The sequence below is a fragment of the Kitasatospora sp. NPDC029312 genome (assembly GCF_055569215.1).
The window spans coordinates 130,597-154,178 of sequence record NZ_JBVHXY010000015.1 but is presented as its reverse complement, the minus strand read 5'-3'; the positions used below and the strand labels follow the sequence as shown (position 1 = coordinate 154,178).

Annotated in this window: 8 protein-coding genes; 7 read left to right on the top strand and 1 reads right to left on the bottom strand. The window is 74.0% G+C overall.

The genetic code is table 11. The features are described from left to right. Positions 1 to 22 precede the first annotated feature (22 nt). A complete protein-coding gene (locus ACZ4WV_RS15285; protein WP_465746688.1) occupies positions 23 to 7,873 on the top strand; it encodes a WXG100-like domain-containing protein in 7,851 nt (2,616 codons plus the stop codon). Positions 7,874 to 8,282: 409 nt separating this feature from the next. Here the strand turns inward: ACZ4WV_RS15285 and eccD are convergent, their stop codons facing one another. Then, positions 8,283 to 9,665, bottom strand: a complete 1,383-nt coding sequence (gene eccD, locus ACZ4WV_RS15280) for a type VII secretion integral membrane protein EccD (RefSeq protein ID WP_465746686.1) — start codon at positions 9,663 to 9,665, stop codon at positions 8,283 to 8,285. 145 nt (positions 9,666 to 9,810) lie between these two features. Between eccD and eccCa the strand changes: the two genes are divergently transcribed. The 6 genes from eccCa (at position 9,811) to ACZ4WV_RS15250 (ending at position 23,463) form a co-directional block, all read left to right on the top strand. Next, on the top strand, positions 9,811 to 13,806 hold the full coding sequence (eccCa, locus tag ACZ4WV_RS15275) for a type VII secretion protein EccCa (RefSeq protein ID WP_465746684.1): 3,996 nt from the start codon (positions 9,811 to 9,813) through the stop codon (positions 13,804 to 13,806). Between the two features lie 32 nt (positions 13,807 to 13,838). Beyond that, complete coding sequence (locus ACZ4WV_RS15270) at positions 13,839 to 16,436, top strand: hypothetical protein (protein ID WP_465746682.1); 2,598 nt, start codon at positions 13,839 to 13,841, stop codon at positions 16,434 to 16,436. Between the two features lie 303 nt (positions 16,437 to 16,739). Further along, positions 16,740 to 17,198: a DUF8189 domain-containing protein gene (locus tag ACZ4WV_RS15265; protein ID WP_465746680.1), complete on the top strand. Its 459-nt coding sequence runs from the start codon at positions 16,740 to 16,742 to the stop codon at positions 17,196 to 17,198. A gap of 93 nt (positions 17,199 to 17,291) precedes the next feature. Next, positions 17,292 to 18,731: a carbohydrate-binding protein gene (locus ACZ4WV_RS15260; RefSeq protein ID WP_465746678.1), complete on the top strand. Its 1,440-nt coding sequence runs from the start codon at positions 17,292 to 17,294 to the stop codon at positions 18,729 to 18,731. A gap of 47 nt (positions 18,732 to 18,778) precedes the next feature. Beyond that, positions 18,779 to 22,153 carry a right-handed parallel beta-helix repeat-containing protein gene (locus ACZ4WV_RS15255; RefSeq protein ID WP_465746676.1) on the top strand — a complete coding sequence of 1,125 codons (3,375 nt, stop codon included), beginning with the start codon at positions 18,779 to 18,781 and terminating at the stop codon, positions 22,151 to 22,153. Positions 22,154 to 22,347: 194 nt separating this feature from the next. Further along, on the top strand, positions 22,348 to 23,463 hold the full coding sequence (locus tag ACZ4WV_RS15250) for a S8 family serine peptidase (protein ID WP_465746674.1): 1,116 nt from the start codon (positions 22,348 to 22,350) through the stop codon (positions 23,461 to 23,463). Positions 23,464 to 23,582: the final 119 nt, after the last annotated feature.

Genomic DNA, 23,582 nt, shown 5'->3' with positions numbered 1-23,582 from the left:
GTACCTCAGGAGTCCCACCGCCATGTCGATCCACATCCCGGACGGGCTCGCCAAGCTCTTCCACGGTCTGACCGGCATGGCGTGGCCGGAGGCGGACGAGGACAAGCTGCGCCTCGCCGGCGACGACTACCTCCTCGTCGCCAAGGACATCCCGCAGTTGGAGGACTATGTCCGTGACCTGACCGTCTATTGCCAGAACCAGGTCTCGGGCCAGACCGGCGACGGCTTCGCCGAAATGGCGGCCACGCTGATGGGCATCAGCGGGGGCAACGCCCTCGCCCAGGCCGTCGAACAGGCCAATCAACTGGGCAAGGTCGCGCACGACACGGCCAACCAGGTCGAGTACACGAAGTGGATGATCATTGGTCAGCTCGTGCAGCTGGCCATCGAGATAGCCTGGGCGATCGCGGCCGCCCCGTTCACCGGCGGGTTGTCCCTCGGCGAGGCCGTGGCCGCCAAGCTGGTCACGCAGGCCGTGCTCCGCAAGATCCTCGCCTGGCTGATCGACCGGATCGTGATGCACACCTTCGTGAGCATCGCGGGCGGTGTGGTGATGGACACCATCATCCAGCTCATCCAGATCGAGAAGGGCCACAAGGACCACTGGGACACCAAGTCCCTGCTCCAGGCGGTCGAGTTCGGTGCGCTCAACGGCCTCGTCGGCGGCCCGCTCAGCCTGCTCGGGGCCGGCCTGACCAAGCTCTTCCGGAACGTGATCGCCAAGAGCCTGGGCAAGGAGGCCGGCCGCGTCCTCGGCGGTGACCTGGCCAAGGTCTCCAACGGGCTGGCCAAGGACAGTCTGGGCGGAGTCCTGTCCAAGGACGGCCTTCGGGCGATCGAGAACGACGCGACGAAGGCCGTGGTCGAGAACCTCGGGAAGGGCGCCGAGAACGCCCTCGCCAACGAGGCCGCGCACACCGCAGCGGGCGCGGCCGCACGGGACGGCGAGAAGTGGCTGGCCAAGGAGTCCGCCGAGGCCTTCGGCAACGACCTGGCGCAGACCATCGGCCGCTACTCCCACGACATCGCCAACGCCTTCAAGGGCGGCCTGCGCGAACTCCCCGCCCAGGCGGTGGCCCGGTTCGAGAAGGACGTCGCGCAGGTCTTCGAGAAGCACTTCGGCGCCATCCTCGGCAAGGAGGAGGCCGCAGCCCTCGGCAAGGACTTCGCCCGCGCGATGGCGGCGAACGGCGGGCGCGGCGCCGCCGAGCACGAGGCGCTGCGCGACGCGATGAAGGCTGCGCTGAAGCCGGGCGGGTTGAGCTCGGAGGGCGTCGACCAGTTGGTCGAACACCTCCCCGGCCTGCTCGACAAGGTGGGCGGCGACACCAAGCTGTTCAAGGTGGGAATGGCGCTGGGCGGTTACCTGGCCGGCGGCGTGCAGAACGGGCTCACCGAGGGGTTCTACAACCTGACCTTCGGGCCCGACCACGAGTTCTCCGTGAGCTGGGAGAGCTTCGTTTCCGGCATGGCCATGGGCTTCGTCGGCCACATGGGGCACAAGGCCGTGGCCCCGCTCGCCGAGCACTACAGGATCTGGGTCTCCAAGAAGCTGGCCGATCCGAACGACACGGGCCCGGGCACCCAGTACCTTCCCTGGAACCACCCGCTCACCATCCTGTCGGCGGTAGCCAACCTCACCGGTCGCTCCACGCCGTTCCCCGTACCGCGGCCGAAGCCGGTCGCGGGCAAGGTGGAACACGTGGGCGAGTCGGCGCACACGGAGATTCCGAAGGCGGGGAGCACGTCGACGGTCGGGGGCAAGACGGCGCCGTCCCCGTCGTCGTCCCCGTCGTCGTCGGAGAAGGCCCCGATCGCGCCGGTGCCCGATTCGGTGAAGGTCCAGGGTGGTGCGGAGCACCAGCAGCCGTCCGGGCAGGAGACCGGCGGGCAGCAGGGGGCGGTCAAGACCTCGTCGGAGGACGGGAGTTCACCGTCCGCGCCGCCGTCGAGCGAGCCCGAGGCGCCGGCACACGCGGCGACGTCGGGCGGGGAACCGGGGCAGGTCGCCCCGCCGGGGCGGGTCGCGACGTCGGGGTCCGGGGCGCACGGGGTGCCCGAGGAGCCAAGGAACGTCGACGTTCCCGTCCTGCCGGTCGCCGAGGGGACGCCGGACGTCACGCCGCCGCACGACGCCCCGGCGGTCGGTCGCCACCTCCCCGACGGGAGCGGCTGGCTCCTCCACGACCCGGGCGCGGACGCGCCGCCCGTCCCGACGGACCTCGGGAGCGTCCTCGACCGTACCCAGCAGGACGGCACCCGCTTCCCCGTGCTCGTGCACGTCGGCGAGAACGGCCGGCCCGTGCTGGACGGCCAGGAGGTGCCGCCGGAGCGGATGGCCGACCTCCTCCGCCGTCGGGAGGCGGACGGGGAGTGGGAACCCGGCGCCCAGACCGTCGAGTTCCTCGGTTACGGCGACCGCCGTGCCGTCGACCCGCGGTACGTCCAGCATGTCGTCGACGAGCTCGCCCGCTCCCCACGCTTCGCGGACACCCAGGCCCGGACGGCCGGAAACAGCACCGGGGCCGGGTTCCGCAGCACCGAGTCCGCCGAGCGCGCAAGGGCGTTCGACGAGTCCTCCGCCGACCGGCGCACCTTCGGAGACCTTCTGCGGACGTCGTCCGACGGCGACACCGGTCCGTCCGCCCACGATCGGGCCGGCTCCGAGGACGGCGCGCGCCCCGCGGCGCCCAGGGTGAGCCCGGACCGGACGCCGCGCTTCGTCGTCCGCTCCGGCTTCGAAGCCCGGCGGTTCGAGCACGATGGCCCGGTCACCGACCTGACGGTGCGGGTCGCGTTCCGCGACGGCGCTGCGGGGCACGAGGTCGGGCCGGTGTGGGAGAAGGTCGTCCGGGGTGTGGAGGACCACCTCAACGCACCCGGCTACCGCCTGGCGAACGGTGATCGGATGCACGTCACCGTGCTGCGAGCCGAGCCGGGCGAGCAGGCGCACCTGACCGTCGACCTGGTGGGCCGCGAGCGCGGCATGGACCAGCACTCCTGGTGGCCGGACGCCGACCCGGTCGACTACGCCCACGAACTGGGCCACCAGCTCGGCCTGCGCGACGAGTACCGTGAGGCGGACCTGCCGCACCGGCCCGCGGTGGCCGGGAGCCTGGCCGGCGACTACCGTGCCCCGGCTCCGGACGGTTTGCGCGGGGGTGGTCTGCGCAGCCGCCACCTGGACCTGATCTCCTCGGTCGTGGGACACCTGGATCCGCCGGTACGCGGCGGGGGCCGCCATTCCTGGGGCCAGGCGCGGGCGGCTGCGCCTCCGCACGCCCGGAGCCACGTCTGGGTGGATCCCGTCTCGGCTCCGCGCGGGCCCGTCCGGCCGGACGCGTCCGGTGGGCCGGGCCGCCCGGAGGTCTCGCCGCGCACGCACGGCGGAGACGGGACGCCCGGCGAACAGCATCCGAACCCGCCCGGCGCCAACGGGGCGGCCCAGAGCGACACCTCGAACAACTCGATCATCATGCACCCCAGTTACGCCTCCGGTGACCAGTTCGGCGTCGCCGTCTCGATGCTCCACGACCGCAACCTGCACGTGGTGATCGCCCGCGGGCCCGAAGCGGGGCAGCCCGGGCACGACCCGGTGAACGACAAGTCCCGGGAGATCGCGCGGTTCTACCTCGACTCCGGCATCCCGGCGGACCGCATCCACGTCGTGGACGTCCCCAGCGTGGAGAAGAGGGGGCAATGGAGGGCGCTGAACCGCGAGGCCGAGCGGATCGCGCGGGAAGACTGGGGCATCGCGAAGTCCTTCGACGAGATGTACCAGGTCAAGGAGATCTGGGGCGTGACGGACGGCACCGACTACGTTGCCCGGACCTTCTCGAAGGACCTGCGCAGCAGGGTCCGCGACGCCTGGGGAATGACCGACGAGCACGACGGACGGATTCACGAGTGGCTGGAGGGCCGCGGGATCCACCTGCCGGATGACCGCAGGGGGAAGGTCCTGGTCCTCTGGTCCCGCTTCACCGGCAAGCGCACCCAGTGGTCCGACCTGCGGGCACGGATGGAGCACGACACGAGCTTCGAGGGGACGCGACAGATCCTGCGGGAGGTCGCCCGCGACTACGACGCCGTGATCGTCACCGGAGATCCCCACCCTCGCCGGGGCGGCAAGTGGGATGCGCTGGTCGCGGAGATGCGCGAGGAACTCGGCGTCGACAACATCCACAATGTCACCGGCTTCTGGCGCGACACCCGCTCGGACGTCACCGGCTGGACCGAAGGCACGAGGACCGGGCAGCTCCGGCTGTACGACTACCTCCACCGCAACCACAGGCTGGACCACCTCGGTGCCCGCTCCGGAAACCTGGAGGCCTCGGCGCTCATCGGTCACCGGGTCTCCTACCTGGAGGAGGAAGGTGCCAGCGGCTCGAAACGGATGGAGCAGTGGCACGACGCCGGCGGCGGCCGCACGAGGCTCGGCGGCCTCGCGCCGCGCTACGAGCGGGCGGTCATCGCCGAGCCGCCCACCGCGTCCGGGCGGTACGCCAAGCCCTACGACAACAACCGCCAGGACCGCACCGGCACGCACCGCTACGACGCGCCGGACCGAACCGCCTGGTGGCGCAAACCCATCGACGTGTACGGGAAGGAACGCGGCTTCGACTACATGTCCCTGAGCAGCATCCGGAGGAGGCTCGACCTCCCCACCAGGCGGTCCGTCGACTACCCGGCCTTCCTCCAGCACCGCGCCGAGCACCTCCAGCGCCGGTACGACAAGCTCCGCCGCGAGGTCGAACCGTACCTGGCCGGGACCGAGGAGGAGGCCGCCTACCTGGCCGGCTTCGACGCCTACTTCCGGGCCACGGCGCCGCCGCCCGGCCACGACAGCCTCTACCAGTGGTACTCCTCGGAGCTGCTGCCCCACCTGCCCGCCCTCTGGGCGTACTGCCGGAGCCGCTACAACGCCGGTTCGCTGTACAGCTGGGGCTACGAGTTCGTGACGGACGTACCCCGGGACGGAGACTGCCTCTACCACTCCGTCAACGCCCTGCTCGGCCGGACCGAGGGTGCGCAGGCACTGCGGAACGAGGTCGTCGGCTGGATGGACCGGAACCGGCAGGCGGTCGCCCAGTACGCCGCCGAGTTCAGCACACCGCAGTTCCCCGTGTCGTTCCGGGGACTTCGCGAGCTGATCGCCGCCCAGGGCCAATGGGCCGGGACCGCGGGCGACCTCGTCCCCCGGATCGTCGCCTCGGCCCTGAGGACCCGGCTGCACGTCTTCGACGGAGAGGTACAGCACAGTGTGGAGCCGCTGGACGGCGTGGTCGAGGGCGAACTCCACGTGTTCCTCAACGAACGCCACTACACGCCTGTGCGCCCCTTAGGGAGCGCCGCGGCCGACGGCGCGCTCAAGCGGACGCACGACGCCCGTGACAGTGACGGCGAGGGCGAAGACGGGGCGGGACCGCAGGGCCAGGGCGGCAAGAAGGCCCGGCCGGCCGCGGCGCCGCCCGCCGGCGAGGCAGCGGCGGAGCGACAGCAGCCCCCGGCACCGCCCGGCGGCGGGGCTCCGGCGCGCACTCCCGTGCACGAACGCGTGGCCGCGCTGGAGCACCTCGACGCCGGGACCAGGCGGCAACTCGCGGGCGACCCCGCCTTCGTGAACGGGCTGCGGTCCGACCTCGGGGCTGCCGACTTCGCCCAGGTGACCGCCCGGCTGATCATCGACGTCGACCCCCGCACCCACCAGCCCGTCACCGCTCGTCGGGAAGCCGAGGCGCAAGTGGCCCGGATGCTTCACGACCCGCAGACGGCCGCGCGGCTGCTCCGCGAGGGCGTCCGGGTCGTCGTCGTGCCGCGCGACGTGCCGATGACGCACGTCCAGGGCATGGAGGGGCTGCGCGGCCGGAAGGCGGGCGGTGACGCGGGCGACGGCCGGGCCTGGGACACCGTTAGGGGCGCCTTCCTGGACAGGGTGGTCGCCGTCACGGAGGAAAACCTGCTCGGGGCAAGGACGGGCGTCGAGCCGGCCGGCGGGCCCTCGACCGCCCACCCCGAGGGGTACTCCATCACGACTCACGAACTCGCCCATGCCATCCACGAGTTCGTCCTGACGGACCACGAGAGGGAACTCGTCAGGGATGCCTACCAGGGCAAGCGCCAGGCCGACGGGCTGACGGACCTGTTCGGCGATGAGCCCGTCACGGCCTGGCCCGACGGCGGACGGCGCAATGCGGCCGACGAGCTGGTCGGAAACTATTCCTCGGCCGACGAACACGAGTTCTTCGCCCAACTGACCAACGCCTACCTCGGCACCAATCGCGGCAACGACCCGGGCACCGGACTGCCCCGCAACAACGGCGCCGACTGGGTCCGCCGGAACGAGCCCGAGCTGCTGCCCCTGCTGGAACGCCTCTACGGCCCCGACCCGCAGGCCGCCCACCTCGAACCGGCCAACCCGGTCAGCCGCACCACGGCCGAGGAGGCCCTGTTCGACGGCTTCCGGGAGTTCATGCGCGCGGCGACCGGTGAGCCGCACTCCGAACCGCATGAGCAGTATCCGGCGGCCGAGGAGCCGCACCACCCCCTCACCGAGGTCGACCTGATCGAACTCGCCCTCAATCCCTCCGCAGCCCATGTCGCCCTCTCGTCACCCAAGGGCGAGGACCCGAAGCCCGTCCCGACTGTTGAGCAACTGGTCACGCCGCTGGTCAACCAGATCCTCCCGAGCCCGCACCCCGGCATGACCTTCGCCATCGGGCATCTGCGCCTGGAGGGGAAGGACAGGGACGGGAACCCGTACGAGTGGACGTCACCGCGGGCCAACAGCGGCGCGAGGCAGTTCCCCGGGATCAATGACCGGGAGCAGCTCGAGGAGCTGAAGGCGCAGTCCTGGCCCGAGGACGAGAGAGCGATCAAGGAGGGGAAGGGCTACCAGAGCGCGGAGAAGTGGCGGGCGGATACGGTCGCCGCGGTGCTCCGCGACGCGGCCGCGGAGCACCGGGCCGCATCGGCCGGCCTGAAGGACGCGGCCGCCGAGTACCAGTCCGCGCTGGCGGCGCTGAAGACCTGGGTCACGAAGCCTGGCGAAAGGGCAGCGGCCGAGGAGCGTCTGGTCGCGTCCACCAGGAAGATCGACGATGCGCTGGCCGTGGCCGCGGCCGCGCGGGAGAGGACGACGAAGGACGAAGAGTCCGAAGAGACGCCCGAGTTGTGGCGGAAGGTCGAGCTGGCGAACAGCCGCCACGCGGAGGCGGTGAGCCTCCACGAGCAGGTCGTGGACATCCAACAGGCGCTCAAGGATGCCAAGGCCCGGAACGAACCGGCGGCCAGGATGGAGGAGTTGGGCAAGCAGGCGGAGGATCTCCACAGGCGGGCCTTCCAGAAGGTGCTGGACTACGCGCAGGCCGAGGAAAGGGTGGTCGTCGGACTCAGGGGGACCGCAGCCAAGCACTCCTTCGGGTACCAGCGGAAGGATGCGGAGGTCAGCCTGCTGAACGGGACGTACCGTCAGCTGGAGGCGTGGGGTTTCAAGGAGAAGAACCGGGTGACGGGGACGTTCACCGTCTTCTCCAGCAAGGGCACCTGCGAGAGCTGCAAGGACGTCGTGCGGGACCTGAACGCGCGGTATCCCGGGATCCGGGTGGTGGCCGCCTATCCGAAGGACGACGGCAAGGCCGTGCCGAGCCGGGAGGTCACGTTCAAGGGCGCGAAGATCAATGTGGCGATCCCGTACGGATACGAGCACGTCGACGGAACCTTCGAGGTCACCGTCGCCGACGCGCTGGGAAGGAAGAGGAAGCACTGGATCGAGTACAAGACCGTCGCCCCCGTCGTGCGCCCGAGCGATCCGTCGGTGAAGTCCACGCCGCAGCCCGTGAAGGCGGCGTGGGGCAAGCCGGCGCCTCAGTCGTAGTCGTCCGGGCCCCACGCAGCGCCCGCAGCCCCCGCAGCCGGACACGAGGACCAGCCGCACTCTCCGCCGGCCACCCCGGCGAGCAACCAGGCGGACCGGCCGCAGCACCAGCGCGTGCGGCGGGCCGAGGCTGCGCAGGAGGCGGCCAGGGCCGCGTTCGGCGCAGCGATCGCGGGCGGGGAACAGCAGGTGTGGCCCGGGACCGGAGCCGACCCGGCGGCCGTGGCCGCCTGGTACCGGCGCATCTGGGAGTCCTACGGCGGTGCCGATGGGGGCGCCGAGCCGGAGCCGACGGAAGAGTGAGCACCACTCGTCCGGGGCCTGCCGGGAGCTGCCGGGCCTCGCCGCCCGACAGACCGGAGCCCCGGCCGTCATCGGCGGCCGGGGCACGAGGCGGGGGCGTGGGGGCTCAGCCGCCCAACGCGCGCAGCGAGTGGTAGAGGCCGCAGGCCTGGAGGGCCAGGGGGAGGAGGGCGAGGGCGGTGAGGGTGTGGAGGAGGTCGGCGATGCGGCCCCAGTAGGGCAGGAGGCGGCGGCCGGGGACGGTCCAGGCGGCGACCAGGAGGGCGGCGGTCAGGGCCACCAGGGCGCCGAGGAGGGCGAGGCGTTCCGCGGGGGAGGCGTCCGTGGTGAAGCGGGTGAGCAGCACGGCGCCGCCGAACACACCGGGCAGCAGGACGGCGAGGCGCTGGCGGACGCTGCCGATGGCACGGGCGTGGAGGACGAGCAGCAGCGCGAGCGCCCCGGCCTCGGCCGGGCCGGCCCAACTGCCGGCGAACGGCAGGACGGTGAGGCAGACCGCGCAGACGGCGCCGATCGCGGTGTAGAGCGCCATCAGGTGGTCGTCGGCGACGAGCGCGCGGGGGAGGACGGCGGCGGCCGGGACGGGATCGATGTTCTCCTGGAGCTCCTCGGCGTTGCGCGGCAGCATCGGCAGCCGCAGCCCGGAGAGCCGGAACGCGACGGACGGCACGAAGGCGCCGACCAGGACGGCGAAGACCGATATCAGAGAAACGAGTTGGTCCGTCGTGAGGCCGAGCAGGAGCAGCGCCCCGGCCACCACCCCGAGCGCGGCGACCAGCACCAGGCCTATGAACAGCGGCGCCGCTGCCCCCACCGCCGCCAGCGACAGCACGGCGGCGCCCGCTGCCGCGGAGGAGGCCGCGAGCACCCGGGCCCCGAGCAGGTCGCCGCCGTCCGGTCCGGCGGGTAGCAGCAGGGCGGCGAGTGCCAGGTACGGGACGGCGGCGGCGCCGAGCGCGGTGCCCGCGCCGGCGTCCGCCATCGCGCGGGAGGCGCTGGCCGCGCCGAGCAGCAGGAGCAGCGCGACGCCCGCCGCCGCGGCCTCGCGCGGCGCGGCCGGGCCCGGGAGGGCGAGCACGATCCAGCCCGCCGCGAGGGCGGTCAGGGCGAGTGCGAGGGCGAGGCGGCGGGTGAGGGCGGGGCGCCAGGTGTCGCCGCGCTCCCGCATGCCGGTGGCGACACCGTCGACCAGGTCGTCGAAGTGCACCGGGGGCAGGGCCTCGTGACGGGGGCGCAGGTAGAGCGCGTCGCCGTCGTGGAGGGAGAGCGCCTCGACGCTCTGCTCCTCGTCCAGCGGCTCCTCGCCGAGCCGCTGGAGCACCCAGCCGCCGTGCTCCAGGCCGGTCTCGGCGAGGTCGGGGCCGGCGTGGCCGATGATCGCGGGGAGCAGATCGGCCAGGGGGACGTCGGCGGGGACGGCGAGTTCGAAGACCGCCTCCGGCGCGTGGAACCTCAATCGGCACAGTCCTGCGACGGCGCTGGTGCTCACGCCTCTCCTCGGGGTCGGGGTCCGTAGTGTTCTCCGTCTTCTCGAACGGGCCGCGCGGGAGTCGGCGTTCAAGCACCCGATGAACCCCGCGCCCGCCGCCGCCCGTCAGCGGGAGAGGACGGCAGCGGAACGTGAGGAGCCCTGAGTGAGCGTGGTCCTGGTCAAGCGGACGCCCAGGCGCCCGGGGCCCGAGATGCCGGACGGCGACGTCCAGCTCCAGGAACCGCCGGTCCTGCCCGAGAAGCAGAGCGGCATGGCGGGCGTGATCGCCATGGCGCCGATGGCGCTGGGCTCGCTGTCGATGGTGTTCATGTTCCTGCGCCCGGCCGGGCCCGAGGGCGGCGGCGCGCTGAGCTACGTCGCGGTCGGCATGATGGCGCTGTCCTCCGTCGGCATGCTCGTCACCCAGCTGATCCGCGGCTCCAGCGACCGCAAGCACCAGCTGCGCGCCGAGCGCCGCGACTACCTGCGCTACCTCGCCCAGATGCGCCGCCAGGTGCGCCGCTCGATCGACGCCCAGCGGCAGGCGCTGGCCTGGCGCCACCCGGCGCCTTGCGAGCTGTGGTCGCTGGTGGGCACCACCCGGCAGTGGGAACGGCGGGCCGCGCACCCGGACTTCAGCGACGTCCGGATCGGCCTGGGCTCCCAGCGCCTCGCGACCCCGCTCGCCCCGCTCGCCACCAAGCCGGTCGAGGACCTGGAGCCGCTGTGCGCCCACGCGCTGCGCCGCTTCATCCACGCCTACGGCACCGTCGCCGACCAGCCGATGGCGATCCACCTTCGCGGCTTCGCCCAACTCCTGCTGCGCGCCGACGATCCCGAGGCCGCCCGCGCGCTCGTGGGCGCGATGCTCGCCCAACTCGCCGTCGTGCACGGGCCGGACGAGCTCCACATCGCCGTCGTCGCCGACCCTGAGCGGCGCGCGGACTGGGAATGGGCCAAGTGGCTGCCGCACGCCCTGCACTCGACCGACACCGACGGCGCCGGCCCGGTCCGGCTCGTCGCGGGCAGCCTAGGCGAGGTCGAGCAGCTGCTCGGCGAGGAGTTCACCGGCCGGCCCGCGTACGAGCCCGACGCTGTCCCGAGCCGGGAGGAGCCGTTCACCGTCCTCGTCCTCGACGGCCCCGGCGCGCACGCCGGCAGCCGTGCGGCGCTCACCGGCTACCGCAACGCCGTCCTCGTCGACCTCGCCGACACCCTGGAGTGGCGTCCGGCCCGCACCACCCTGCGGCTGCGCGTGGAGGAGGGGCGGCTCACCATGGTCGGCGCCGACCGCAACCGCAAGGACGTCGTGACCGACCTGGGCCGCCCCGACGCCCTCGCCCTGCCCGCCGCCACCCGGCTCGCCGCCGAGCTCGCCCGCTACCGCATCGCCGACGGCGTCGACGTCGCCGAGCCGATGGCCACCGACTTCGACCTCACCGCCCTGCTCGGCATCCCCGACCTGCACGCCCACGACGTCGAGACGCTGTGGGCCCAGCGCGGCATCCCGCAGCGCCTGCGCGTGCCGCTCGGCCTCGGCCCGGACGGCCGGCCCGTCGACCTCGACCTCAAGGAGTCCGCGCAGGGCGGCATGGGCCCGCACGGCATGCTCATCGGCGCCACCGGCTCCGGCAAGTCCGAACTGCTGCGCACGCTCGTCCTCGCGCTGGCTGTCACCCACTCCTCCGAGGTGCTGAACTTCGTCCTCGTCGACTTCAAGGGCGGCGCGACCTTCCTCGGCCTCGACACCCTGCCGCACACCTCCGCCGTGATCACCAACCTGGCGGACGAGGCCTCGCTGGTGGACCGCATGCGCGATGCCCTGCACGGCGAACTCGTCCGCCGCCAGGAGCTGTTGCGCGTCGCCGGGTACGCGTCCCTGCTGGAGTACGAGACGGCGCGGGACGGCGGCGCGGCGCTGCGGCCGCTGCCCACCCTGTTCGTCGTCGTCGACGAGTTCAGCGAACTGCTGTCCGCCCACCGGGACTTCATGGACCTGTTCGTGATGATCGGGCGGCTCGGCCGCTCGCTCGGCGTCCACCTCCTGCTCGCCTCGCAGCGGTTGGACGAGGGCCGGATGAGCGCGCTCGAATCCCACCTGTCCTACCGGATCGGCCTGCGGACGTTCTCGGCCATGGAGAGCCGGGGCGTCCTCGGCGTCCCCGACGCCTACCAGCTGCCCTCCCAGCCCGGCAACGGCTTCCTGCGCAGCGACATCTCCACCCTGACCAGGTTCAAGGCCGCCTACGTCTCAGGCCCGTACCGGCCCAAGCGGCGCGCAGCCCAGCAGGCCGCCGTCGCCGGACAGGTCGTCCGGTACGGCACGGATTACGTGATGCCGCGGCGGATTCCGGCGGTGTCGGAGGTGGAGGAGGAGGCCACGGCGCCGGCCGGTTCCCTGCTGGAGATCGCCGCCGACCGCCTGCGCGACGCCGGCCCGCCGGCCCACCGGGTCTGGCTGCCGCCCCTCGGCGTCCCGCCCACCCTCGACGAACTCCTGCCCCCGCTCGTTCCATACGCCGACCGTGGCCTCACCACCGAGGACGAACGCACCCACGGCGCCCTGGAGTTGCCCGTAGGCGTCATCGACCGCCCCTTCCACCAGCTCCGCGACCTGCTCACCGCCGACCTCTCCGGCGCCGGCGGCCACGTCGGCATCGCCGGCGCCCCGCAGAGCGGCAAGAGCAACCTGCTGCGCACCCTCGTCACCGGCCTCGCCCTGACCCACACCCCGCGCGAAGTCCAGTTCTACTGCCTGGACTTCGGCGGCGGCACCCTCTCCGCTTTGCGCGGCCTCCCGCACGTCGGCGGCGTCACCGGACGCCACGACGGCGAACGGGTGCTGCGTACCATCACCGAGGTCAACGGCATCATCACCCGGCGCGAGAAGTACTTCGCCGAACTCGGCATCGACTCCGTCGCCGCCTTCCGCCGCCGCAAGGCGGCCGGCGACCCCGCGCTGGCCGGCGACCCGCACGGGGACGTCTTCCTCGTCATCGACGGCTGGAACACCCTGCGCCAGGAGTTCAACGACCTCGTCCAGCCGCTCACCCTCATCTCCCAGCGCGGCATCAACTACGGCGTCCACCTCGTCATCGCCACCACCCGCTGGGGCGAGATCACCGGCGGCCTCCGCGACCAGCTGCAGACCCGCTTCGAACTGCGCCTCGGCGACTCCGTCGACTCCGTCATCAACATGCGTGCCGCCGCCAAGGTGCCCAAGCTCCCCGGGCGCGGCCTCACCGACGACCAGCTCCACTTCCTCACCGCCCTGCCCCGCATCGACGGCGCCGGCAGCGCCGACGACCTCGGTGAGGGCGTCGCCGACCTCGTCGACGCCGTCGCCGCCCACTGGACCGGGCCCCGCGCCCCCGAGGTCCGGATGCTGCCGCTCAGCCTCGACGCCGGACAGCTGCCCGCGCCGGAAGGGCGGCTGCGCGTCGCCATCGGCCTGGAGGACACCGAACTCGCCCCCCTGTGGCACGACTTCGAGGAGAACCCGCACCTGCTCGTCGTCGGCGACAGCGAATCCGGCAAGACCAACCTGCTCGAACTCCTGATCCGCGGCATCACCAGCGCCTACACGCCGGCCGAGGCCCGCATCATGCTCGTCGACTTCCGGCGCGGCCTCTACGACGCCGTCCCGGAGGAGTACCGCCTCGGCTACGCGGTCGCCGTCGACAAGCTCCGCCAGATCGTCGACGGGGCGTCGCGCGCGATGAAGAACCGCATCCCGCCCGCCGACATCACCCCCGCCCGCCTCAGACTGCGGGACTGGTGGGAGGGCCCCGAACTGTTCGTCCTCGTCGACGACTACGACCTCGTCGGCGCCGGCACCGGAGCCCACCCGTTCGCCGCCCTGCTCGACGACCTCGCCCAGGGCGCGGAGATCGGCCTCCACCTCGTCGTCGCCCGCGGCGCCAACGGCATCGCACGGGCCATGGGCGACCCGCTGGTCCGCAAGCTCCAGGAGGTCAACTCGCCGACCATGCTGCTCTCCTGTCCGCCGTCCGAGGGCTACGTGTTCGGCAACCTCAAGCCGAGGGAGTTCCCGGCAGGGCGCGGGCTCTACATCACCCGGCGGCGGACCGCGCAGGTGCAGACCGGCCGCTTGGCGCACCCGGCCGGCTCGGGCGGAGATCCGGAGGGTGACCGGTGAGCCGGGTGGTCGAGCGGTCGACGTTGCGGGGGTTGGGTCCGCACTTCGTGATCGCGCCGCCGGGTGCGGAGGCGGCCGGGTTGGCGGCGGCGCTGGCGCCGGTACGGGCCGAGGCGCGCAGCCTGCTGGTCCTCGCGGCGGCCGAGGACGCGGCGCCCGTGTTGCGCGCGTCGCTTTCCGAGCTGACCGGTGCCGCTCTCGGGTCGGGTGCGGACACCCTCGTCCTCGCGGCCTCCGGCCTGGCCGCACCGGGTCCGGACGGCCGTCGACCGGCCGAACTCCTCGCCGGGCTGAGCGGGCTGACCGTCGTCGCGCCGGACGCGGTGGTGTCCGTCGAGCCTGACGGCACCCTGCGGGCCGCGGGCGGCTCCTGGTGGCGCTGCCGGCCGGGCGGCGGGCCACCGGAGGTCCTGGGCGAGCGCTGGCCGGCGGCGGTGACGCTCACGCCATTGGCCGGGGGCGGATTCTGGGTGACGTCCGGGCCATCCGAGAGGCGGCCCGCGATCCTCGACCACGCCTCGGGGCCGGACGGCGCCGTCGTGGTGGTGGTCGGCGAGCCGTCGGAGAAGCCGCCCTCCGGCTTCCACGTCGCGTACGCGGCGTCGGAGGCGATGAGGTCGGCGAGCCCGAACGCCGTGCTGCTGCTCAGCGCTCCGTGGGCCGAGCCGATCGAACTCGTCGAACTGGCGGCGGTCGTCGCCGTCTCACTGCGGTGCGAAGTGCGCGCCGCAATCGGCCTGCCCGTCCGCGACGGCGCCGGTCACCGGCACGTGCACGTGGCGCCCGACGGGACGGCCGGCTGGGAGCCGTACCTGACCGAACTGGCCGCCCGCCCGGTCGAACGCAAGGTCACCGCTGTCGGCTGGCGCAGCCGCCCCGGCACCCCCACCGCCCCCGGACCCGCCCGTTACCCCGCCTTCCCAGGCTGGGAACTGGAGGCGGTTGCGGCCGGCTTGTGGCTCCGCCCCACCGGCACCAGCAACCGCGGCCCCCGCATGCGCCGCCCCGACCCCGCCCGCCCGGTCCTCGTGGTCGGGACCCCGGACCGCCCGGTCACCGAGGACACCTGGGCCCACCTCGGGGACGCCCTGGTCGCCCTTCCGTCCGCACCCCGGCTCGGCCTGGTGGTGGCGGGCACGATGGACGCGGAGTCCCAGGCGGTGGGCCGCTTCTGCGCCCGCCTCCACGGGTTGGACTGGCTGGGGCCGGAGATCCCGTGGCCCGCCCCGGGGGCGGGGGAGACGGCCGGCGAGCCGTGGCTGGGCGGGGCTGCGGAGGCCGAGGGGGTGTCCGTCCCGGCACCGGATGGTACGGACCCCGGCACGCCGGTGCCGGGGCTGCCGGCGGGGCGGGGGGAACCGACGGCGCCGGCCGCCCTTGCGGCGGCCGTGCCTGTGGCCGTCGGCGGACCGGCGCCGGCTCTCAGCGCGGTACCGGACCGCAGCGCGGCGCCCGGGTTCGCCCCGGTGTCCGGACCTTCCGCCGGCGGCGTGCCGGAGTCGGACCTGGTGGCACCCGTGTCGGGCAGTGGCGGGGAGCCGGGGCCGCTGGCGGCCACGGCGCCAGAAGTCGGCGGGACCGACTTTTCGGTACCCGCCTCGCCGAACGCGCCGGAGCCGGGTCCCACCGAGGCGTCCTCGGCACGTCCCGAGGCCGAAGCGCCGGACGGTGAGGAGCCGCCCGAGGCCGCTCCCGAGCCCGTACCCGCGCCGACGCGGGTCTCCGCCGTCGGTGGCCTGGGGGACGGCGCGACACCGTCCGCCTCCAACGGGGCCTCCGAGCCGGCCGCCGCCACACCGACGCCCGGTGAACCGTCGTCGGACCGCGCGGCAGTGCCGCCCATCCCGACCGCCGCGGCACCGCCGGCGCGCAACACCGCGCCGGTCCCCCGTTCCCAGCCCACCGAAGCCCCGACCCCGGCCGGGGACCGTGCCGCGCTCGTCGCCCTCCTGGGGTCCGCATACCCGCGCCTCGCGCGCCGCGCCGAGGACGCCTCGACCAGGCTGCCAGGGCTGCGCCCCCAGGCCGCCGAGGGCGATCCCGGCCCGGAGCTGGTCGCGGTCCTGCTGCACCACACCGAGTCCGCCCTCCCCGCCGCTCGTGAAGACGTCGTCGCCGCGGCCCGGACGGGTGCGCCCGGTCCGCTGGGGTCGTACCTGCGGTGCCTCGCCGCCGGGTTGCGGCGACTCCCGAGCCACTACGGCGGCGTGCTGCTCGCGGCACCGGCCGACGGAGGCGACCTGGCGCGCTTCACGCCCGGCGCGGTCGTCACCGAGCGGGCGCCGGTGAGCGGGCTGGCCGCGGTGGACGCCGATCTCGGGGAGAACGTGGAGGTGGAGTTCGCGGTCTGGTCCGTCGGCGGGCGACGGTGCTCGGCCTTCGGCGAGCCGGGCGAGCCGGCGGCGGTGGTCTTCGCGCCGGGGACGAGCTTCGAGGTGATGGCCGTCGACGAACCGGACCCGGCCGCCGGCCTCCCCGCCCGCGTGCTGCTGCACGAGGTGGGGAGCATCCGTCCGGCCCCCGACCGCCTGCGCACGTGGCTCGCCCGCCGGGACGCGATCGCCCCGGCCGACCGCGTCCGCCCGCCCCACCCGGCGCACCACCGCGTGGACTTGGGAGCGGTCGGCTGATCCCGGAACCGCCCGGGTGCGCCGGACCGGGACCCCCCGTGTCACCGAGGCCGGACGCGGCGCGGTGCTCGTCGGGGAGCAGCAGCGGAAGGATTGGCGCGCCGCCTGGACCCGAAGGTCCGGCCGGGCGCCGCGCTCGCGGCCGCCTGGCGGCGCCTGGTCGCGTCACCTGGGCATGCTCCGCCGAATCGGAGCGCGCAGAGCAGATCGAACCGGTTCCGAGCACCTCTCCGTCACCACTTGTGAGGGCCGAACCGTCCGTTCGGCCCCGGCTGGAATCCGTGCCTCTTCCCTGGAGCAATCATGAAGCAGATCAAGTCCGTTGCCGTCGCCGTCGCGGCGCTCGCCGCCCTCGTCGTGGGCGCCGCGCCCGCGGTCGCGGCGGGTCCGGGTGGGGGCGGCTCGGGTTCGGGCGGCAGTGGGGTGAGCACGTGCAGCAGCCCGGTGTGGGGCGGCAAGTACCTGTGCGGCGGCGCGTACGGCGACGGCACGGCGACGTACTACTTCCGTGACGGTCGTCAGGAGGTCTTCGTGGTCGGTACCGACCACGCCATGTGGACGCGCTGGACCACCGGTGCGTCCGGCGGCAAGAGCGGCTGGCTCTCCATGGGCGGTGTCCTGGCCGGCCCGGTCGGCCTCATCGCCCAGGACATGGGGGCCGGCCGCTTCGAGATGGGCGCCACCGGCACCGACGGCCGCCTCTGGGCCCGCGCCCGCGACACCAACGGCAACTGGACCGGCTGGTACGTGATCTCGAAGTAGCACGGCAGCTGAACCTCCCGCCGCCGGCCGGCCGTCGGAGAGGACGTGGACCCCGGTGCGGATCGTGCCGGACGCGCGGGAGGAGTGCCGAAGGTGAGCGTGGGCGAGGAGAACGAGGAGAAGCACGGCACGGGGAGTCAGGGCTCGCCCGGTTTCCGGCTCCCCGTGGTGAACTGGGCGATGGCAGCCGAGGGGGACGGCGAGGAGGAGACGGTCGAGGTCGACCCGGTCGCCTCGGTGCCGGGATCGGTCGGGGTCGGCTCCGCCCCCGAGGTGCCGGTCACGGCCGGGCCCCCCACGCCGGTGGGCCCCGCCCCTCGGAACGCCTTCGAGACGGCGAGTGAGCGGGCGAGCGAGGCGGGGGCGCAGCCCGACACCGGTAGCGCGGCCGCCACACCGGAGGCGCTCGCGGAGGCGGCCGTGGCGGACCCTGAGGGCGCCGCGGCCGCCGCCAACGGCCCCCGCCCGGGGCGGGTCTCGCGTCCGATGGTCGCGGCCGCCGTCGCGGTGGGCCTGGTCCTGGTGGGTGCGTCCGTCGTCGTCACGCAGCTGGGCGGCGGTGACCCGAAGCACGGCCCAGCGCAGGCGGACAACCCGCCCGGGTACGGGCAGGGCGACGGCGGCAACGGGTACGTGCCGGGCACCGACGGCAACAACGGCGGTAACGGCGGTAACGGCGCGGCTCCCGGGGATCCGGGCGCGCCCGGTGGCACCACTCCGGGCGTCGCGGTGCCCGTCGGCGACCCCGCCGCGGCGGCGCCGACCACGGACGCCGGTCAGCCAGGCGCCCCCGGCCAGCCGGCCGGTGCCCCTGCGGCCGGCGTGCCCGGAGCGGCCGGCGTGCCCGCACCCCGGCAGGCCGGCACGGTGAGCCAGGGAGGTGGCAACCCGGCCACCACGACCGGCGGTTCGTCCGGAGGCGGCACCCCGCAGCAGCCCGCATCGGGGGCGGCGAAGCCCGCCGTCCCCGGCCCGCAGCAGCCGGCGCCCCAGCAGCCGGCCCCGCAACAGCCCGCCCCGGCCGCGAAGCCCGCCGACCCGCCGCCCGTGGTGACGGTCCTCGGCCCGGGATGCAGCGGCAAGGGCGCCTACCGGGAGGTCGGCCGGTTCAGCAAGGGCATCGAGGGCTGGATCGGCAACTCCGGCGGCTGGAACGGGGACGGCTGCAACGGGAGCTACACCTCCGTCCCGATGTCCGGCGACGCCTCGAAGGACGACCCCTCCGCCTCGGTGGTGTGGACGTTCACCGTGGGCAACGTCAGCACCTGCGCCCTGTCCGTCCACGTCCCCGCGAGCGCGGACGTGACGAAGGTCGGCGGCCACCCGACGTACTACACGGTGCAGAGCGGCGGATCGGGCCGGTCCTTCACCGTCAACGAGACGGCCAGTCAGGGAAGGTGGGTGGACGTGGGCAGCTTCGCCTACAGCGGCTCGCTGGCCGTCACCCTGCACACCCGCGGCGTGGACTGGGGCGGCGGCGCGTCCCACGCCCACCACGCGGCGAGCGCGATCCGCGCGACCTGCACCTCTTGAGCTCCTCCACGTCACACCTGAGCCACCAACGAAGGGAATCCCCCGGCATGTCGCGCGCGGTGCTGACGGTCTGTGCGGAGCAGCGGGAGTCCGGCTCGCAGCCGGGCTTCTACCGCACGATCGGCGAGGCCCTCCAGGCGGCCCGCAGCGGCGCGGTGATCTCGGTGCGCCCCGGCCGGTACGAGGAGAACCTGGTGGTCACCAAGATGGTGACGATCACGGCCGAGGACGTCCGGGGCAGTGTGCGGATCAGCCCGCGCCGCGGCTCGGTGCTCCAAGTGCTGGCCGAAGCCGTGCAGTTGACCGGCCTGGTGCTCCAGGGTCGGGACGAGGAGCTGCCCGCCGTGGACGTGCCGCGCGGCCAGCTCGCCCTCCAGGACTGCGAGGTGGCGGGCAGCGCGTGGACGGCCGTACTGACCCGCCAGCAGGGCGAGTTGGTGATGCGCGGCTGCCGCGTGGTGAACCCGGCGGGCGCCGGGCTGGTGGAGACCTCGACCGGCGCGAGCGTCATCGAGGACAGCGTGATCGAACACCTCGGCACCTCCGCCCTGGTGATCGGCGAGCGAGCCAACCCCACCGTGCGCCGCTGCGTGCTGCGCGACGCCCGCGGCAACGGCGTGTGCGCCAACGGCGAGTCGCGCGGCGTGGTCGAGGACTGCGAGATCTCGGCAACGGACAAGCCCGCCATCGCACTCGAGGAACAGTGCACCACCCGCGTGGTGCGCACCGAGATCCGAGACAGCGCGCTCGGCGTGTTCATCGGCTCCACCGCCCGCGTGGAGCTGGAGGACTGCACCGTCAGCGCCGTGCGCGCCCACGGCTACGTGCTCACCAACGGCACCGACCCGCTGCTGCGCCGCTGCCGGGCCGTCCGTTCCCAGGGCAACGGTCTGCACATCACCGGACGCGCCAGGGGCACCTTCGAGGACTGCGAGGTCACGGCCGCCGTCCAGGCCGGCATCCACATCGGGGAGTCCGCCGGGCCGAGCCTGGTCCGGACGGTGGTGCGCGACGGCGAGACGGACGGCGTCGAGCTGACCGGCGAGAGCGCGGCCGAGTTCGACCGCCTGGAGGTCCGGGACGCGGCCGGTGCCGGGGTCGTCGTCCGCGACGGCGCCAACCCGCTGCTGCGCCGGCTCGCCGTGACGTCCGCGGCCGGACACGGCGTCGAGGTGCTGCGCGACGGGCGCGGCCGGATCGAGGGCGCGACCGTCGTCGACTCGGGCCGGGACGGGGTGCGGATCGAGGACGGCGCGAACACCTACGTCGGCGGCAGCACCGTGCGCGGCAGCAAGGGCTGTGGGATCTCGATCGGCCCCGACGGCATCGCGACGCTGCGCGATGTCGAGGCCGAGGACAACGCGTACGACGGCGTGAGCGTCGAGCACGACGGCGAGCTGACCGCGACCCGGGCCGGTCTGCGGGCCAACCGGCGCCACGGCCTGCGCCTCCTGCCCGGCGCGCGGGCGACGCTGACGGGCTGCCGGATGACCGGCAACGCGGTGGACGGCGTCCGTTCGGAGTCCGCGGAACCCGTCCGGCTGAGCGACTGCCTGGTCGCCGAGAACGCGGGCGCGGGCCTGCGGCAGACCGAGCCGACCGAACGGCTCGCCGTCGAGCACCTGGACAGCCGTGACAACCGCTCCGCGGACGCCCACGGCACGGCCACGGCCGCGGCCGCGACGACCCCGCCGGGCGCGGAGGGCGCATCGGACGGCCCGGTCGGTGAGGCCGCCGCCCCCGTGAAGGAGCAGGGCGCGCAGGCCGTCCTGCAGACCCTCGTCGGCCTGGAGGGCGTCAAGGACCAGGTCGCCACCCTCGTCAACCTCAACAAGCTCGCCCGCCGCCGCGAACAGGCCGGCCTGCCCGCCCTCCCGATGAGCCGCCACCTCGTCTTCGCCGGCCCGCCCGGCACCGGCAAGACCACCGTCGCCCGCCTCTACGGCGCCATCCTGGCCGAACTCGGCGTGCTGCGCAGCGGCCACCTGACCGAGGTGGCGCGCGCCGACCTGGTCGCGTCCATCATCGGCGGCACCGCGCTCAAGACCACCGAGGTGGTCAAGGAGGCGCTCGGTGGCGTGCTGTTCATCGACGAGGCCTACACGCTCTCCGCCGGATCGGGCGGCAGCGGACCCGACTTCGGCCGCGAGGCCATCGACACCCTCGTGAAGCTCATGGAGGACCACCGCGAGGACCTCGTGGTGATCGTCGCCGGGTACGAGGACGAGATCCGCGAGTTCCTGGCCTCGAACCCGGGCCTCGCCTCCCGCTTCAGCCGCACCGTCGAGTTCGAGAACTACAGCGACGACGAGCTCACCACCATCGTCGAGCGGGCGGCCGCGAGCCACGGCTACGAACTCGGCGAGGGCACGCGCGAGGCCCTCGCCGTCCACTTCGAACGGATGCCCAAGAGGCCGGACTTCGGCAACGGTCGGGCGGCGCGCAAGGTGTTCGAGGAGATGGTCGACCGGCAGGCCGGGCGGCTCGCCGAAATCGAACACTTCTCTGACGGCGACCTCACCCTGCTCCTCCCGGCCGACGTCGGTGAGGAGGCCGCGGCGGCGGCGTCCCGGGCCGCGGCGGGGGAGGAGGAGCCGACGGCGCCCGGCCTGCTGGACCGGCTGCGCGCGATGGTCGGCCTCGCAGCGGCCAAGGAGCAGGTCGAGGACCTCGTCAACCTCACCCGCCAGACCCGCCGCCGCACCGAGGCCGGCCTCCCGTCGGCGACCATCAGCCACCACCTCGTCTTCTCCGGCCCGCCCGGCACCGGCAAGACCACCGTCGCCCGCCTCTACGGCGAACTCCTCGCCGAACTGGGCGTGTTGCCCGGCGGCCAGCTCATCGAGACCGCTCGCGCCGACCTCGTCGGCCGCTACATCGGCCACACCGCCCAGCTCACCCGTGACGCCTTCGAACGCGCCCGCGGCGGCGTGCTGTTCATCGACGAGGCGTACACGCTGACGCCCCGGCACGGCGGTGGCGGCGACTTCGGCCAGGAGGCCGTCGACACGCTGATGAAGCTCATGGAGGACCACCGCGACGAGGTCGTCGTCATCGTCGCCGGCTACCAGGACGAAATGCGCGGCTTCCTCGCCTCCAACCCCGGCCTGGCGTCCCGTTTCTCCCGCGAGATCACCTTCGACCACTACTCGGACGACGAACTCCTCACCATCGTCCGCCTCCAAGCCGAGGCCGCGGGCTACACCTGCACCCCTGACACCCTGACGGCCCTGAGCGACCTCTTCCGGGCCGTTCCGCGCGACAACTCCTTCGGCAACGGCCGCTTCGCGCGCCAGGTGCTGGAGGCGATGATCACCCGCCAGGCGGGTCGCCTGGCCCGCCTGGACATCGCGGACCTGGACGAACTCAGCCTGTTGCTGCCCCAGGACATCTCGGCCGAACGCATCGGCAGCTTCGCGTGAGCCGGGGGGCCGGGGCTGGAGCAGGGGCGGGAGCGCTGCCGGTAGGGCCGGCAGTCGGGGCATCGGCGACCGTACTGGCCGCTGCGCTGCTGCTTCCGGCGGGGGCCGCCCGGGCCGACACGCCCGTGCCCGCGCCCCTGCCTTCCGCTTCGTCCGGGGACGCCCTGCCGGGCGTCAGCCAGCTACGGCGGGAGGTGTCCGGAAAGCCCGCGGGCTGCCTGCCCGCGTCGGCGAAGGGCACCCAACTGACGCCCTGGCCACAGACGTTCCTGCGACCCGACCGGGTTTGGCAGCTGAGCCGTGGCGACGGAGTGACGGTCGCGGTGCTCGGTTCGGGGTTGGGCGACGGCTCCGGCCTGCTCACCGGCCGGACCGACTTCGCGCCGAGGCTCGACGGCGCCGCCGACCCGGCCCACGACTGCGTCGGCCACGGCAGCTTCCTGGCCGGACTGATCGCCGCCGACCGGCGCGACGGCACCGGCTTCGCCGGCCTCGCGCCCCGCGCGAGGGTCCTGGCGGTGGGCGTCACCGACGACACCGGCATGACCACCGCCGACCGGCTCGCCCAAGGCATCAGCGCAGCGGCCGACCGGGGCGCGCGCGTCATCGCCGTCGGCGTCACCGTCCCCGAGGGCAGTGACGCGCTGGCCGGGGCCGTGCGCCGGGCCCGGGCCAAGGGCGCGTTGATCGTCGCCCCGGCGGCGCCCGACACCCCACCCGGCGCGCAGACGAGTCCGGGCCCCGTCTTCCCCTCCGCCTACCCCGAGGTGCTCGCGGTCCGCGACCTCGGCCCGGCCGGGGCGCTGCCGGAGAACACGGCGGTCGGCGGCCGGGTGGACCTGGCCGCGCCGGGCGACGCGGTGACCGGTCCCGGCCCAGCAGCGGGCGGCTACTACACGGGAGCGGGGCCGAGCTTCGCGACGGCCATGGTGGCCGGCACGGCGGCCCTGGTCCTCGGCTACCGCCCGACCCTCACCGCCGACCAGCTGACGGCCCGCCTCGAAGCCACCGCATACCGGCCGGGCGGCCCGGTGCCCGACCCGCAACTTGGCTACGGCACGGTGGACTTGGTCTCCGCCGTGACGAGCACGCTCGACCACGAGACATCCCCGAGCCCGCACCGCGCCACCTCGGTCGCGTCCGCGCCGGCGATGCCCCCGCCCCGCCCGACGTCCGAAGCCCCGGCCCAGGCCACCACGGTGGCCCTCACGGCAGTGGGCACAATCGGCTTGGTGGCCATCGCCGCGACCGTAGCGCCCCGAGGCCGCGCCCGCCGCTGGCGGCCCGCAAAGGCGGACGACGCGTCGTAGCGCTTCCGGAGCGCCGACCGCACGCGGAGCGGAAAGTCGACGGGCCCGACTTCCCACTCCGCCCGTCAGGCACGCCGATCGACACGGCCCTCGGCCGTCGGTTCGGCTGAGCGTGACCA

What these genes read in the sequence shown, in the direction of transcription:
- ACZ4WV_RS15285 (WP_465746688.1), top strand. Translation starts at nt 23, where the DNA reads ATGTCGATCCACATCCCGGACGGGCTCGCCAAGCTCTTCCACGGTCTG.
- ACZ4WV_RS15265 (WP_465746680.1), top strand. Translation starts at nt 16,740, where the DNA reads ATGAAGCAGATCAAGTCCGTTGCCGTCGCCGTCGCGGCGCTCGCCGCC.
- ACZ4WV_RS15255 (WP_465746676.1), top strand. Translation starts at nt 18,779, where the DNA reads ATGTCGCGCGCGGTGCTGACGGTCTGTGCGGAGCAGCGGGAGTCCGGC.